Here is a 14,736-nt window from a genome sequence, read left to right on the forward strand (position 1 = left end):
TTCCCTCCCTCGCGAAGAAGGCCGCAGCTTTTTTTAGAATGTCGCGCTCCTGCTTCAGAACCGCATTCTCCCGCCGCAGCCGCTTCAGCTCGGCATGCAGATCGACAGGTGCCTCACTTGGCTCAGCTGCATCGCGCTCCTGACCAAGCCATCGCGTCAAGGTCGACAAGCCGATGCCCAAATCTTCCGCAATCTCCCGCCGCGTCCGACCGCTGGTCAGCGCCAGCCGCACAGCTTCACGCCGAAACTCCGGCGTCGGTCTGTTCCCGTTTCCCATAGAACACCTCCTGGTTCCTCAGTTGGTGCTCTCCACATTTTCCGGGCAAGTCCAGAGCGACCCGATTTTTCACCGTGATCGCCTGTCCAGCCTTCGCAACTGCCACCAAAGAGAAAGGCCCCGGGGTTTCCCCCGGGGCCTGTCCCGATCCTGATTTCGGTTAGCTTACAGCTTGCCGGCCTGCTGCTGCGCCATCATGAACACGTCGTAATTGTATTCGGCGATCTGGGCGTTCAGATAGGCATCCTTGCGGAAGGCATCCTGCGAAGCCTTGATCTTAGCGAAAGCCGGATTCGAGGCCGACACTTCGGCATAAACCTCGTTCGAGGCCTCGAAGGCGGCCGAGAGGATGTCTTGCGGCAGTGGGCGAAGCTGGGCGCCATTCGCCACCAGCGACTTCAGCGCCGTGGGGTTCTTCCAGTCGTAGTTGGACAGCATGTCCATATTCGCGACCACACAGGCTGCCTTCAGCGCCGCCTGATAGGCTGGCGGCAGCTCACCCCATTTCGCCAGGTTGATCATTGTGGCGATGGCCGGGCCACCTTCCCACCAACCGGGATAGTAGTAATAGGGCGCGACCTTGTAGAAGCCAAGCTTCTCGTCGTCATAGGGGCCGACCCATTCGGTCGCGTCGATCGTGCCTTTTTCCAGCGACGGATAGATGTCGCCCGCCGCGATCTGCTGCGGCACCACGCCCAATTTCTCGATCACCTTGCCGGCAAAGCCGCCGATGCGCATCTTCAGGCCCTGAAGATCGGCCAGCGAGTTGATCTCTTTCTTGTACCAGCCCGCCATCTGCACGCCGGTATTGCCGGCCGGGAAGGCGATCAGGTTCTGGGTGGCGTAGAACTCGTTCATCATGTCGATGCCGCCGCCATGGTAGAACCAGGCGTTCATCATCCGCGCGTTCAGGCCGAAAGGCACGGCTGCGCCCAGCGCATAGGTCGGATCCTTGCCCCAGAAGTAATAAGGAACCGTGTGGCAGGCCTCGACCGTGCCAGAGGACACGGCATCCGCCGCTTCCAGACCGGGAACCAGCTCACCCGCCGGGAAGACCTGAATCTGGAACTTGCCATCGGTCATCGCCGAAACCGTGTCGGCCATGACCTGGGCCGCGCCATAGATCGTGTCGAGCGACTTGGGAAAGGACGAGGTCACGCGCCAGGTGACGTTGGGCATATCCTGCGCGATGGCCGGGGCGGCCAGGACCGAGGCCCCGGCAGCGGCCACGCCGCCAACACTGGCCTTGGTCAGAAAGGAACGACGATCCATGTGGTCTCCTCCACGTTTATACGGCCCGTACTCCCGGTCGGGCCTTGTTGCCTGCTTGACCCTAGCGAGCCGACTCCGCCTTGCAAACTCATTTCTTCGCAGCCGAAACCGGCGGGCGGTCAGTTTTCCTTACCAGTCAGACCAAGGCCGCGCCAGCCCCGAGATTCGCCCCTTAACCTTTGGTCTTCCTGCACAATTTGGCAGCAAAGGCACAGCGATTCATCTCCGCTTCTTGCGGCGCAGGGCCGGACCTGTTGTAAGAGGCCCCGCCCAAGCCGCATCGCACCACGCCTTCCCTTACGTCATCCAGACCGGCCCGAACCGGCCATGCAGCCCGCCCCGCCGTTTCGCCAAACGGCAGGCCCCCCTAAAGCCCCCGCCCGCGAATCTCTCTGCCTCGCATTTTCAAAAGTTGCGCCGCTCACTGAGCGCGTGAAACAATCGTTCAAGATTCGACGCCCCGGCGACATCTTTCTTGTGCTTTTGCCATTGACGGGATCACCGCCCCGCTCTAGTGTCCGCCGCGGTCAGGCCAAGGGGGCCGGGCCGGAGGACCTGCAATGTTCGGCATTCTTGTACTTGGGGGCATTTGGCGCATGGGCCGGTAACGGTTGCCCCATAACAGGTTCCCATGCGCCCCCGGTCTGATGCCCGGGGGCTTTTTGTTGTGCGATGCGGAAGGAAAGAGGCGAGAGATGACACGTCAGACGACGGCGCAGATGACAGGCGCGAAGATGGTGGTTCAGGCGCTGAAGGATCAGGGCGTCGAGGTGGTCTTCGGCTATCCGGGCGGCGCGGTACTTCCGATCTATGACGAACTCTTCCTTCAGAATGACATCCGCCACATCCTCGTGCGTCATGAACAGGGTGCCGTTCATATGGCCGAGGGGTATGCCCGCTCGACCGGCAAGCCCGGCGTTGCGCTGGTGACCTCTGGCCCCGGCGCGACCAATGCCGTCACGGGCCTGACCGATGCGCTGATGGATTCGATCCCGATCATCGTCCTGACCGGCCAGGTCCCGACCTTCATGATCGGCACCGACGGTTTCCAGGAGGCCGATACGGTTGGCATCACCCGGCCCTGCACCAAGATGAACTGGCTGGTCAAGGACACGGCGAAACTGGCCGAGACCATCCATCAGGCCTTCCATGTCGCCACAGCGGGCCGCCCCGGCCCGGTCCTGGTCGACATTCCGAAGGATGTGCAATTTGCCACCGCCGATTACACGCCCAAGGAAAAGCTTAAGCCCAGCCATTACCAGCCGCGCGTCAAGGGCGATATCGAAGCGATCACCCGTCTGGTCGAGATGATGGAAACCGCCGAACGGCCGCTTTTCTACACCGGCGGCGGTGTCATCAACTCGGGCAAGGCCGCGAGCCAATTGCTGCGCGAACTGGTCGAGGCCACCGGCTTCCCGATCACCTCCACCCTGATGGGCCTGGGCGCCTATCCGGCCTCGGGCAAGGAATGGATCGGCATGCTCGGGATGCACGGCCTCTATGAGGCCAATCTCGCCATGCATGGCTGCGACCTGATGATCAACGTGGGTGCGCGCTTTGACGACCGCATCACCGGACGGGTCAAGGATTTCTCGCCCCGCTCGAAGAAAGTCCATATCGACATCGACCCTTCCTCGATCAACAAGGTCATCCGCGTCGATGTGCCGATCCTGGGCGATGTCGGCCATGTGCTGGAAGACGCGCTGAAGATCTGGAAGGCGCGCGGCCGCAAGGTCAACAAGGCCGGCCTCGCCAAATGGTGGGCGCAGATCGAGGAATGGCGGAACGTGAACTGCCTCGCCTATGCCGGTTCGGACAAGGTGATCAAGCCGCAATATGCGCTGCAACGGCTGGAAGCGCTGACCAAGGGCATGGACCGCTACATCACCACCGAAGTGGGCCAGCACCAGATGTGGGCGGCGCAATTCCTGGGCTTCGACGCGCCGAACCGCTGGATGACCTCGGGCGGGTTGGGGACGATGGGCTATGGCCTGCCCGCCTCGATCGGCGTTCAGGTGGCCCATCCCGAAGCATTGGTTATCAACGTCGCGGGCGAGGCGTCCTGGCTGATGAACATGCAGGAAATGGGCACGGCGATGCAGTTCCGCGCCCCGGTCAAGCAGTTCATCCTCAACAATGAACGCCTCGGCATGGTGCGCCAGTGGCAGGAATTGCTGCATGGTGAGCGCTATTCACAATCGTGGTCGGAAAGCCTGCCCGATTTCGTGAAACTGGCCGAGGCCTTCGGCTGCAAGGGCATCAAGGTCTCGGACCCCAAGGACCTGGATGACGCGATCCTGGAAATGATCCGCTATGACGGGCCGGTGATCTTCGATTGCCTGGTCGAGAAGCATGAGAACTGTTTCCCGATGATCCCGAGCGGAAAGCCGCATAACGAGATGCTCTTGTCGGCCGATGCCAGCGCCTTCAAGTCGGGTGCGGTGCTGGTGTGATGACAGCTATTGATTTTTTAGAGAAACCGTCTCGGCGCACGGGGAATGATCCTGTCGCCGAGAAGGACCGCGACAATAGTCGGCAGCGGAAAATCGTCGCTAATGCCTCCAACAAGGCAGCCCGGCGCCATGCGCCTCTGATCAAGGCGCGTGCAAACCGAAAAGCACGGCTGAAGGGTAAGATCACCCTGACGGACGCTGCGACCCATGATGACAGCGCTCAGTCCATCACGTCGGCGCTGCGTCAGAGAAGGCGAAATTGGGGGAGCGTAAACGCCGCTGAACACCGGGCCGAGCGATTGACAGAAAATCGGCTGCTGAATGCGACGGCTGGTTGCGCCGATCTGCCGAAGGGGCGGTCGCGCCTTATCCATCTCGACGATGCAACCAAAGCCCAGCTTGCGACAGGAATTGAATGACATGTCCGCACTGAACATCAAGAAAGGCTCGACGAGCCATTCCGCCTATGACCTACGCGACAGCCATATCGAGGTCGAGGAAAGCCACACGCTTGCGGTGATCGTCGAGAACGAGCCGGGCGTGCTGGCCCGCGTGATCGGCCTGTTTTCCGGCCGCGGCTACAATATCGACAGCCTGACCGTGGCCGAGGTCGACCATACCGGCCACCGCAGCCGCATCACCGTGGTCACCCGCGGGACGCCTGCCGTGATCGACCAGATCGAGGCGCAACTGTCGCGCATGGTGCCGGTGCATGAGGTCCATGACCTGACCGCCGAGGGCCCGAGCGTGCAGCGCGAACTGGCGTTGTTCAAGGTGCAGGGCAAGGGCGATGCGCGGATCGAGGCGCTGCGCCTGGCCGAGATCTTCCGCGCCAATGTGGTCGACTCGACGCTGGAAAGCTTTGTCTTCGAGATGACCGGCATGTCCGACAAGATCGATGCCTTCGCCGAATTGATGCGGCCGCTGGGCCTGAAGGAAATCGCCCGCACCGGCGTGGCAGCCCTGTCGCGCGGGGTGTGACCCTCAGGGGCGGCGCGCCCGCCGCTCCTCCACCCTGCCCTTCACCAGCCAGGCCACCGCGAAGGCCCAGATCGCGATCGCCTCGCCCCAAAGGACCAGCAGCGCGTGGTTGACCACCCTCTGCGGCCCGTCCGGCCCCATCACCTTGAACCAGCTGGCCACGATCACCGCGACCGTCATCACCGCGATCGTCCAGCCGCAGGCGCGGTAGATCCGGCGGCGCAGCGGCTTGGCGGTGCGCGAGAAGCGGCCAAGGCACAGCGCGGCCAGCGCCGAGAGGAAGACGATGGCCGAGGCGTAATGCGCCATGGCGGCCCATTTATAGCCCAAAGCCTGCTGTGTGATCGAACCAAGCAGGTTGGCGTTCGTCCGCATCTCGTTCGGGAAATAGGCCACGCCAAAGGCCGCGATCCCGGCGACCGTGGTGATCATGTCATCCGACAGCCATTCGCCCGGACGGCGCGCATGGCCGGGATAGGTGATCAGGAACAAGCCGATGGCCGTCAGCACACCGACGAAAACATCGCGCATCAGCGTATGGTAATAGTCCGAGATCGACGGCTCCACCGCGCCCTGGCTGAACCAGCCGCCCAGGATCAGCAGGAAGGGCAAGGTGAAGCCCAGCCAGCCCAGCATCCGGCGGATGCGGTAATAAGCGCGCAGCACGTCGTCGCGATTCGGCTCGGTCATGAGGCCCCCTTCTGATCCGGCGACCGAGTATGACGCGGCTTCAGGCGCCCTTGAAGCGGGGCGCGCGCTTTTCAAGAAAAGCCGTGACTCCTTCGACAAAATCGGCGCTGGCACCGCACTGGCCCTGCAGTCTGGCCTCGAGGGCCAATGCGCCGGCAAGGTCCAGATCGAAACTGCCCCGCAGCGCCTGTTTCAGCGCGCGATAGGCCCCGGTCGGCCCCGCCGCCAGATGCCCGGCGCGGGCGGCGACCACCGCCTCGAATTCTGCATCCGGCACCGCTTCCCAGATCATCCCCCAATCGGCGGCCTGCCGGGCACCGATCTTGTCGGCGAAGAGCGCCGCCCCCATGGCGCGGGCCAGGCCGATCTGGCGCGGCAGCCAATGGGTGCCGCCCGCATCTGGGATCAGCCCGATCCGGGTGAAGGCCTGGATGAAACTGGCGCTTTCAGCCGCGATCACCACGTCGCAGGCCAGCGCCAGATTGGCCCCCGCCCCCGCCGCCGCGCCATTCACCGCCGCGATCACCGGCACGGGTGCATCGGTGATGAGGCGCAACAGGGGCACATATTCCTCGTTCAGGATGCGTTCGAAATCCACCGCGGCGATATTGGTGGCATCCTGAAGGTCCTGCCCCGAGCAGAAGGCCCGCCCCGTGCCGGTCAACACGATGCAACGGGCAGTTCCTGCTGCGGCTTCCAGCGCCTCGGCCAGATCCAGCCGCATCTGCGAGGACAACGCGTTCATCACCGCTGGCCGGTTCATCGCAATGGTGGCGACGCCGCCTGTCTCGCTGACCTCAATCGTCTCGTAGCTCATGACCGCGCCTCCCTGTTGCGGGCCAACCTAGCAGGCGCGACCCGGCAGGAAAGCCGAACGCTGCGTCAGCTCAGTCCTTGAGAAGTTCCTTCAGCCGGGCTTCCTCGGCCGCAGTCAGGGCAGCTTCAGAAGGCGCCTCACGCCGGCGCATGGCCATGATTGCGATGCCCCCGCCCAGCAGCAGCATGGCCGGGCCGGCCAGCCACAGGATCAGGTTCAATCCCGAGGCGCGCGGGTTGAACAGGACGAATTCGCCGTAGCGCTCGACGATGAAATCGACCACCTCATCGTCCGTGTCCCCCGCCACCAGACGCTCGCGGATGATCACCCGCAGGTCATGGCTGATCGCGGCATTGCTGTCGTCAATCGATTCGCCCTGGCAGACCGGGCAGCGGATGTTCTTGGAGATCTCGCGCGCCCGCGCCTCAAGCGCCGGGTCCGCCAGCATCTCGTCAGGTTGCACCGCAAGGGCCGGTGCGGCCAGCAGCGCCAGTGCCAGGACGCAGGATGCGGTTCTGCCCCGCCAAGCCGCCAAACCCTTCATTCCGCCGGAACCCCTTGCACCACCGGGCGTCGCGCGCCTGCCGCCACGCGATAGCGCCGATCGGTCAGGCTCAGAAGCCCGCCCAGCGCCATCAGCCCAGAACCGATCCACAGCCAGACCGCAAAGGGCTCCAGATAGCCGCGCACCGCCCAGCCGCCGCCCTGCTGCGGATCGCCGATCACCAGATACAGGTCGCGCAGCGCGGTCTGGTGGATGGCGGCTTCGGTCGTCGGCATGGACTGGACCGGATAGAAGCGCTTCTCGGGAAACATCACCGCCACAGGCGCGCCCGCCTTCGTCACGACCATCTCGGCCATAGTGGTGCGGTAATTCGGCCCCTGCTCGTCATGCACCTCCTTCACGGTGACGTCATACTGGCCCAGCGCGAAGGTTTCGCCCAGTTGCGCCACGCGGATGACCTCGACCTTCCAGGCATGCATGGCCGCGACGGCGAAGATCAGGACGCCCAGGCCCGCATGGGCGCTGGCCTTGCCCCAATCGGCGCGCGGCAGGCGGGTCAGACGCGATAGCCGGTTCGGGCCGCGCCCGGTGCGGCTCCACAGATCCCACAGCGCGCCCAGCACCACCCAGGCGCCCAAGAGAACGCCGATCGGCCCCAGCGCCGACCGCCCGCTCTGCATCGCCCAGACCAAGAGCGCCAGCGCGACCGACAGCGCCGCCACCGGTATCAGCCCTTTCAGCGCGCGCACAAGATCGCCCCGCTTCCAGGCCAGCATCGCGCCTGCGGGCAGCACCACCGCCAGCGCCACGAAGAAGGGCGTGAAGGCGGCATTGAAGAAGGGCTCGCCCACCGAGACCACGCGGTCCATCATGATTTCGGAAATCAGGGGCCAGATCGTGCCGATGAAGACGACAAAGGCCGAGACCGCCAGGAGGATGTTGTTCAGCACCAGCGCCGATTCCCGGCTGACCATGCCGAACAAGCCCTTGGCCTCCATCGCGCTGGCGCGGAGCGCATAAAGCACCAGCCCGCCGCCGGTGAAGAAGGCGAGGATGCCCAGGATGAAGACGCCGCGCTCCGGGTCCGAGGCGAAGCTGTGCACGCTGGTGATCACGCCCGAACGCACGATGAACGTGCCGATCAGCGAGAAGCCGAAGGCGAGGATCGCCAGCAGGATGGTCCAGCTCTTCAGGCTCTCGCGCTTTTCCACGACGATGGCGCTGTGCAGCAGGGCGGCGGCCAGAAGCCAGGGCATGAAACTGGCATTTTCCACCGGGTCCCAGAACCAGAAGCCGCCCCAGCCCAGTTCGTAATAGGCCCACCACGACCCCAGCGCGATACCGATGGTCAGGAAGATCCAGGCCGCCAGCGTCCAGGGCCGCACCCAGCGCGCCCAGGCGGCGTCAACCCGGCCCTCGATCAGCGCCGCGATGGCGAAGGAAAAGGCCATGCTCAGCCCAACATAGCCAAGGTAGAGGAACGGGGGGTGGAAGGCGAGGCCAGGGTCCTGAAGCAAGGGGTTCAGGTCATTGCCATCCAAAGGCGGGGTTTGCAGGCGCCAGAACGGGTTCGAGGTGAACAGAAGAAAGGCGATGAAGGCCACGCCGATCAGCCCCTGCACCGCGATCACCCGCGCCCGCAGCCGGTCGGGCAGGTTGCCGCCGAACCAGGCCGCGCTGGCGCCGAACAGCGCCAGGATCAGCGACCACAGAAGAAGCGACCCTTCATGGTTCCCCCAGGTGCCGGTGATCTTGTAGAGCATCGGCTTCAACGTGTGGCTGTTGGCCGTCACCACGGCCAGCGAGAAATCCGAGACCACGAAAGCCCAGGTCAAGACCCCGAAAGACAGCGCCAGAAGGGCGAATTGCACCACCGCCGCCGGGGCCGCCACCGCCATCAGCGCGGCATTGCCGCGATGCGCCCCCCATAGGGGCAACAACGCCTGCACCAGTGCCACCATAAGCGCCAGAACCAGCGCGAAATGTCCAAGCTCGACGATCATCCGCTTCCCCCCGGGGTTCCGCGCCACCCTAATCCGCAACCGCCCCCCTTCCAATGGGCTGCGCGCAAGCGTCGCGGTCTTGTCATCCGGCGGCCATTGGCCTCTGGCCCGCAGCCGCAGGGGCGTGTAACCCTAGCGCCGGATCAGGACGGAGGCTCCCATGACCCGCACCATCCTCATCGGCGCGCCCATCGACAGCGGCCAGAAACGCCCCGGCTGCCTGATGGGCCCCGCCGCCTATCGCGTGGCGGGAATCGCGCGCGAGATCGCGTCCGAAGGCCATGCGGTCGAAGATTGGGGCGATGTCGCCCTGCCTGCGCTGCAAGCCGTTACCTGCCCCAACCCCGCGGTCCATTCCCTGGCCGAGACGCTGGGCTGGACCGAAGTGCTGCGCGACCGCGTTGACGACGCGCTGTCCGAGGGCGGCTTCCCGATCATCATGGGGGGCGACCATTCCCTTGCCCTCGGCTCGGTCGCCGGGGCCGCCACTTTCGCCGCGCGTCAGGGCCGGCCACTCTACCTGCTCTGGCTCGACGCCCATTCCGATTTCCACACGCCGATGACGACGACCTCCGGCAATCTGCACGGCACGCCGCTGGCCTATATCAACGGGCGCGACGGCTTCGACGCCTTCCCGCCCTTTCCCGCCGCAGTTCCCGCGCCGCGCATCTGCATGTTCGGCATCCGCTCGGTCGATCCCGAGGAACAGGCAGCCATGCAGGAACGCGACATCGCCATCAACGACATGCGGGTGATCGATGAACATGGAATCGTCAAACCGCTGCGCGACTTTCTCAACCGCTGCCGCAAGGATGGCGGCATGTTGCATGTCTCGCTGGATGTCGATTTCCTCGACCCCTCGATAGCGCCGGCCGTGGGCACCACCGTTCCCGGCGGCACCACGTTCCGCGAGGCGCATCTGGTGATGGAGCTGCTGCATGAATCCGGCCTTGTCACCAGCCTCGACCTGGTCGAGCTGAACCCCTTCCTCGACGACCGCGGCATGACCGCACGGCTGATGGTCGATCTGGTCGGCAGCCTGATGGGCAAGAAGGTCTTCGACCGGCCGACACGATCGAAATGACCCGGCTACGCCTCTTCTTCTGTTCTCAAATATCCCACGGGGGTCCGGGGGTGTGAAACCCCCGGGCGGGCCGACGTCAGAGATCGCGGTAGGGGTGCTCGCCCCCCTGCGGGTCGGTGACGATCCAGCCGCCCTGCCCGTCGCCCCGCAGATAACCTGGCCCGACCGGCACCTTGCCATGGCCGCCCGGAATATCCAGCACATAGAGCGGTTGGCCAATTCCGGTCATCCTGCCGCGCAGCGCAGCCAGGATCGCCTGTCCTTCCGCCAGTGTCAGCCGGAAATGCCCGGTGCCTTTGGCCAGATCGGGATGATGCAGGTAATAGGGCTTGACCCGGTGCCGCAGCAGGGCGCGGAACAGGGTTTCCAGCGTGTCGGCATCGGCATTCACGCCCTTCAGCAGCACCGATTGCGACAGAAGCGGCACCCCCGCCCGGTTCAGCCGCCGCAGCGCGGCCCCCGCCGCCTCGGTCAGTTCCGCGGCATGGTTGACATGCAGCACCAGCCAGACCGGCAAGTCCCGGTCCAGAATTTGCGCCAGGCCTTCGCTGATCTTCTCCGGCGCCACCACCGGAACGCGGGTGTGGAAGCGCACCAGTTCGACGCTGCCCAGTTCTTCCAGCCGGTCCAGCATCGCGCCCAGTCGGCGGGGCGACAGGGTCAGCGGATCGCCCCCGGTGAAGATCACCTCGCGAACAGCGGGCGTGGCGCGCAGATAGTCGATCACCCGGTCGAATTCGGCTTCGGCCAGAAGGCCCGTCTCGCCCACCGTCTCGCGACGGAAACAGAAGCGGCAATAGACCTCGCAGCTTTGGGTCGCGTGCAGGATGGCGCGATCGGGGTAGCGATGGGTCAGGCCCGGCACGGGGCGATGCGCATCGTCGCCGATCGGGTCGGCCAGTTCCTCGGGCCGCATCCGCAACTCGCGAGCATCCGGCAGGAATTGCGCTCGCACGCCCGCATCTTCCACCGCCAGCATCTCGGGGCTGATCCGTATCCGGAAAGCCGCAGCGACCGCCTCCAGCGTGGCGCGGTCATCTGTTACAAGACCCAGCTCGTCCAGCGCCTTGACGCTGGTCACGGCGGTTCTTTTCGATTTCGGAGCGTCAAGCGTCATGGCGCGCCGCCTTACGCGCCGCCATCGCCAGCTTCAAGCCCCGCGCCTGTCAGTGCAGACGGAACTCCCCCACCACATTGCGCCATTCGCCCGGGCCAATCAGCTTGCGATGGGTGAAACGCACGGAATGCAGCGGGCCTTCGATATTGCCCTGCCAGAATTCGATGAATCGGAACAGCTCAGGGTAATCGGGCGCCAGATCCATGTGCTGCCAGACGAAGCTGTTGATAACGCTTCGATAATCCGGCATGCGGTAATAGATTTCCGCCGTGGTCATCCCGTACCCCCTGAGCATCAGCTCGGTCTCGCTTGCCTGCATGGGTGATGCCTCCTTTCGCCCCCATGAGCCAAGCATGACAGAATTTAAGAATCACGCAACGATTTCAATACCTTGTCACTCCGCTTCCAACAGTGCTGCCAACGCACCGCCCCCATCCTTGCACCCAAGGATTGGGATGGTGTAAGGTCTGCGCAACAAAATCTGGGCCCCTTCCGGGCAGGCAAGGAAGACCGTGGCGGACACCCCCGAAGACACTGATATTGCAGGCGCGCCCCCCGAGGGTCCGGCCCCGCATGGCCCGCAGGTCGATATCGCGCAGGAAATGCGCACGGCCTATCTCGACTATGCCATGTCGGTCATCGTCAGCCGGGCCATCCCCGACCTGCGTGACGGCCTAAAACCTGTGCATCGGCGCATTCTTTACGCCATGCACGATGTCGGCAACACGCATGACAAGCCCTATCGGAAATCCTCGCGCCCGGTGGCCGAGGCGATGGGGAAATACCACCCGCATGGCGACGCCTCGATCTATGACGCGCTGGTGCGGATGACGCAGGACTTCTCGATGTCCCTGCCGCTTCTCGACGGGCAGGGTAATTTCGGTTCGATGGACGGCGACCCGCCGGCCGCCTTCCGCTATACCGAAGTGCGTCTGGAACGCGCGGCCCTGGCGCTTCTGGACGATATCGACAAGGACACCGTCGATTTCCAGGACAATTACGACGGCAAGGATCGCGAACCCACCGTCCTGCCTGCGCGTTTCCCGAACATGCTGGTCAATGGCTCGGAAGGCATCGCCGTCGGCATGGCGACCCGCATCCCGCCACACAACCTTGGGGAAGTGGTCGACGCCACGCTGGCCCTGATCCAGAACCCCGACATCTCGACCGAACAGCTGATGGAGCACGTGCCCGCCCCCGATTTCCCGACGGGCGGCATGATCCTGGGCCGGTCCGGCGCGCGGAAAGCCTATCTCGAAGGCCGCGGTTCGGTGATCATCCGGGCCAAGACCCATGTGGAAGAACTGCGCAAGGACCGCTGGGCGATCATCATCGATGAGATCCCCTTCCAGGTGAACAAGGCGTCGATGATCGAGAAGATCGCCGAACAGGTGCGTGAAAAGCGCATCGACGGCATCGCCACCGTCGCCGACGAATCCGACCGCGTCGGTGTGCGCGTGGTGATCGAGCTGAAGCGCGACGCCACGCCCGATGTGGTGCTGAACCAGCTCTGGCGCTTCACGCCGATGCAGGTTTCCTTCGGCTGCAACATGCTGGCGCTGAACAACGGCCGGCCCGAAACGCTGACGCTGCGCGATTTCCTGTCGCATTTCGTGACCTTCCGCGAAGAGGTCGTCGCCCGCCGCACGGCCTATGAGCTGCGCAAGGCGCGCGAGCGCAGCCATATCCTCTGCGGCCTTGCGGTCGCGGTGTCGAATGTGGACGAGGTGGTCGCCACCATCCGCTCCTCGGCCGATCCGGCCGAAGCGCGCGAGCGGCTGATGACCCGGCGCTGGCCCGCCCATGACATCGCCGCCTATATCCGGCTGATCGACGACCCAAGCCACAAGATCAACGAGGACGGCACCTACAACCTGTCGGAAATCCAGGCCCGCGCCATCCTGGACCTTCGCCTGCAACGCCTGACGGCCCTGGGTGTCAAGGAAGTGACCGACGAGCTGGAAGAGCTGGCCGCCAAGATCAAGGATTACCTCGACATCCTGTCCTCGCGCGAGCGGATCATGGCGATCATCTCGAACGAGTTGTCCGAGATCAAAGCCAATTTCGCCGTCCCCCGCCGCACCGAGATCGCCGATTGGGAAGGCGACATGGACGACGAGGATCTGATCGAGCGCGAGGATATGGTCGTGACCATCACCTCGGGCGGCTATATCAAGCGCACGCCGCTGGCCGAATTCCGCAGCCAGAACCGCGGCGGCAAGGGCCTGGCCTCGATGGCCACCAAGGAAGACGATGTGGTGACGACGCTTTTCGTCGCCAATACCCATACCTGGCTTCTGTTCTTCACCACCGATGGCATGGTCTACAAGCTCAAGACCTGGCGCCTGCCGGTGGCGGGCCGCACCGCCAAGGGTAAGGCCCTGGTCAATATCCTGCCGATCCAGAACGGCGTCTCCATCGCCGCGCTGATGCCGGTGGATGTGCCCGAGGAAGACTGGGCCTCGCTGCAGATCGTCTTCGCCACTTCGGATGGCGATGTCCGGCAGAACGACCTTTCTGACTTCACCAATGTCAAGCGCAACGGCAAGATCGCGATGAACCTGCCCGAGGGCACGACGCTGGTGAATGCCGCCATCGCCAATGACAGCGACGATGTGATGCTGGTCACCATGGGCGGCCGCGCCATCCGCTTCCCGACCACCGAGATTCGCGTCTTCAAGTCGCGCGGCTCGACCGGCGTGCGCGGCATCCGGCTGGGGGCGGGCGACAAGGTCGTGTCCATGGCGATCATCCGCCATTTCGAGGCCACCCCCGAGGAACGCGAGGCCTATCTGAAACAGCGCCGCCTGATGGCCGGTGTGACAGAGGATGAGGCGTCGGAGGATGACGAGGAACCCGCCGTGGCGGCGGGCCAGCTGTCGCCCGAACGCTATGCCGAAATGTCGGCGGCGGAAGACCTGATCCTCACCATCACCGCGGGCGGGTCGGGCAAGCTGTCGTCGTCGCACGATTACCCGGTGCGCGGGCGCGGCGGCATGGGGGTCAAGGCGATCTCGCCGGGGCCAAGGGGTGGCCGCATCGTGGCCTCCTTCCCGGTCGACCTGTCCGACCAGATCATGCTCGCCACCTCGACCGGCCAGTCGATCCGCACGCCGGTCGAACAGGTCAGTTTCCGCTCGCGCTCGGCCGGCGGCGTGCGCGTCTTCAACGTCGCGGCGGATGAGGATGTGGTCTCGGTCGCGCGCGTGGCGGAACAGGGTGATGACCCCGCTTGAGATCCGGCTCGCCGCTTTGTCGGCGGCGGGCCAGACCATCCCCTACGGCGCGCTGGCGCGTGAGCTTGGGCTGCGCATGGCTGATCTGACCGCCGCGCTCGAGGCCCTGATGGAAGCCGACACCGCCGCCGGACACCCTTTGCGGGCGGCGCTTTGCGAGGCACGGCTCACCCCCGGCCTCCCCGCACCCGGCTTTTTCGATAAGGCGGCGGCCTTGGGGCATGATATCTCCGACCCCGCCGCCTTCGCCGCAGAACAGAGGCAGCTCTTAAGCGCCCGGTAATCCTTTGCGGCAATCCTT

Annotated in this window: 14 protein-coding genes; 6 read left to right on the top strand and 8 right to left on the bottom strand. The window is 64.6% G+C overall.

Annotated features, from left to right (window positions below; genetic code table 11):
- Both ACED67_RS20095 and ACED67_RS20100 read right to left on the bottom strand, forming a co-directional pair.
- Nucleotides 1-277, bottom strand: a 277-nt coding sequence (locus ACED67_RS20095; RefSeq protein ID WP_395543518.1) for a transposase, incomplete at its 3' end; no start/stop codon positions are given.
- 165 nt (nucleotides 278-442) lie between these two features.
- Entirely contained in the window at nucleotides 443-1,549 is a 1,107-nt protein-coding gene (locus ACED67_RS20100; RefSeq protein ID WP_395543519.1) for a TRAP transporter substrate-binding protein, read from the bottom strand.
- 695 nt (nucleotides 1,550-2,244) lie between these two features.
- Between ACED67_RS20100 and ACED67_RS20105 the strand changes: the two genes are divergently transcribed.
- Genes ACED67_RS20105 through ilvN form a run of 3 tightly spaced genes read left to right on the top strand, consistent with a single transcriptional unit; the run spans nucleotide 2,245 to nucleotide 4,983 of the window.
- Nucleotides 2,245-4,002: an acetolactate synthase 3 large subunit gene (locus ACED67_RS20105; RefSeq protein ID WP_395543520.1), complete on the top strand. Its 1,758-nt coding sequence runs from the start codon at nucleotides 2,245-2,247 to the stop codon at nucleotides 4,000-4,002.
- On the top strand, nucleotides 4,002-4,421 hold the full coding sequence (locus ACED67_RS20110; protein ID WP_395543521.1) for a hypothetical protein: 420 nt from the start codon (nucleotides 4,002-4,004) through the stop codon (nucleotides 4,419-4,421). The genes ACED67_RS20105 and ACED67_RS20110 overlap by 1 nt, the downstream gene beginning before the upstream one ends.
- A 1-nt stretch (nucleotide 4,422) precedes the next feature.
- Nucleotides 4,423-4,983, top strand: a complete 561-nt coding sequence (ilvN, locus tag ACED67_RS20115; protein WP_395543522.1) for an acetolactate synthase small subunit — start codon at nucleotides 4,423-4,425, stop codon at nucleotides 4,981-4,983.
- A gap of 3 nt (nucleotides 4,984-4,986) precedes the next feature.
- On the opposite strand, the gene ACED67_RS20120 is transcribed toward ilvN, so the two are convergent.
- From ACED67_RS20120 to ACED67_RS20135, 4 genes are all read right to left on the bottom strand, one after another.
- Nucleotides 4,987-5,673 (bottom strand): hypothetical protein, encoded by a 687-nt coding sequence (locus tag ACED67_RS20120; RefSeq protein WP_395543523.1) that lies wholly within the window; start codon nucleotides 5,671-5,673, stop codon nucleotides 4,987-4,989.
- 40 nt (nucleotides 5,674-5,713) lie between these two features.
- A complete protein-coding gene (locus ACED67_RS20125) occupies nucleotides 5,714-6,490 on the bottom strand; it encodes an enoyl-CoA hydratase-related protein (protein WP_395543524.1) in 777 nt (258 codons plus the stop codon).
- A gap of 70 nt (nucleotides 6,491-6,560) precedes the next feature.
- Nucleotides 6,561-7,034 (bottom strand): cytochrome c-type biogenesis protein, encoded by a 474-nt coding sequence (locus ACED67_RS20130; protein WP_395543525.1) that lies wholly within the window; start codon nucleotides 7,032-7,034, stop codon nucleotides 6,561-6,563.
- Nucleotides 7,031-8,998, bottom strand: coding sequence for a heme lyase CcmF/NrfE family subunit (locus tag ACED67_RS20135; RefSeq protein WP_395543526.1), 1,968 nt, complete (start codon nucleotides 8,996-8,998; stop codon nucleotides 7,031-7,033). Before ACED67_RS20135 ends, ACED67_RS20130 begins: the two co-directional genes overlap by 4 nt.
- A 160-nt stretch (nucleotides 8,999-9,158) precedes the next feature.
- On the opposite strand from ACED67_RS20135, the gene rocF reads away from it, so the two are divergent.
- The gene (rocF, locus tag ACED67_RS20140; protein WP_395543527.1) at nucleotides 9,159-10,082 is read left to right on the top strand and encodes an arginase; all 924 of its coding nucleotides are present in this window, start codon (nucleotides 9,159-9,161) and stop codon (nucleotides 10,080-10,082) included.
- Between the two features lie 76 nt (nucleotides 10,083-10,158).
- Here the strand turns inward: rocF and ACED67_RS20145 are convergent, their stop codons facing one another.
- Together ACED67_RS20145 and ACED67_RS20150 are read right to left on the bottom strand one after the other, a co-directional pair.
- Nucleotides 10,159-11,199 (bottom strand): lysine-2,3-aminomutase-like protein, encoded by a 1,041-nt coding sequence (locus tag ACED67_RS20145; RefSeq protein WP_395543528.1) that lies wholly within the window; start codon nucleotides 11,197-11,199, stop codon nucleotides 10,159-10,161.
- A 49-nt stretch (nucleotides 11,200-11,248) separates the two neighbouring features.
- Nucleotides 11,249-11,518 carry an usg protein gene (locus tag ACED67_RS20150; protein WP_395543529.1) on the bottom strand — a complete coding sequence of 90 codons (270 nt, stop codon included), beginning with the start codon at nucleotides 11,516-11,518 and terminating at the stop codon, nucleotides 11,249-11,251.
- A 193-nt stretch (nucleotides 11,519-11,711) separates the two neighbouring features.
- Between ACED67_RS20150 and gyrA the strand changes: the two genes are divergently transcribed.
- Nucleotides 11,712-14,435 (top strand): DNA gyrase subunit A, encoded by a 2,724-nt coding sequence (gyrA, locus tag ACED67_RS20155; protein ID WP_395543530.1) that lies wholly within the window; start codon nucleotides 11,712-11,714, stop codon nucleotides 14,433-14,435.
- On the top strand, nucleotides 14,422-14,718 hold the full coding sequence (locus ACED67_RS20160; RefSeq protein ID WP_395543531.1) for a hypothetical protein: 297 nt from the start codon (nucleotides 14,422-14,424) through the stop codon (nucleotides 14,716-14,718). The genes gyrA and ACED67_RS20160 overlap by 14 nt, the downstream gene beginning before the upstream one ends.
- Nucleotides 14,719-14,736: the final 18 nt, after the last annotated feature.

The organism is Neotabrizicola paludis (genome assembly GCF_044142105.1).
Taxonomy (GTDB): Bacteria; Pseudomonadota; Alphaproteobacteria; order Rhodobacterales; family Rhodobacteraceae; genus Pseudogemmobacter.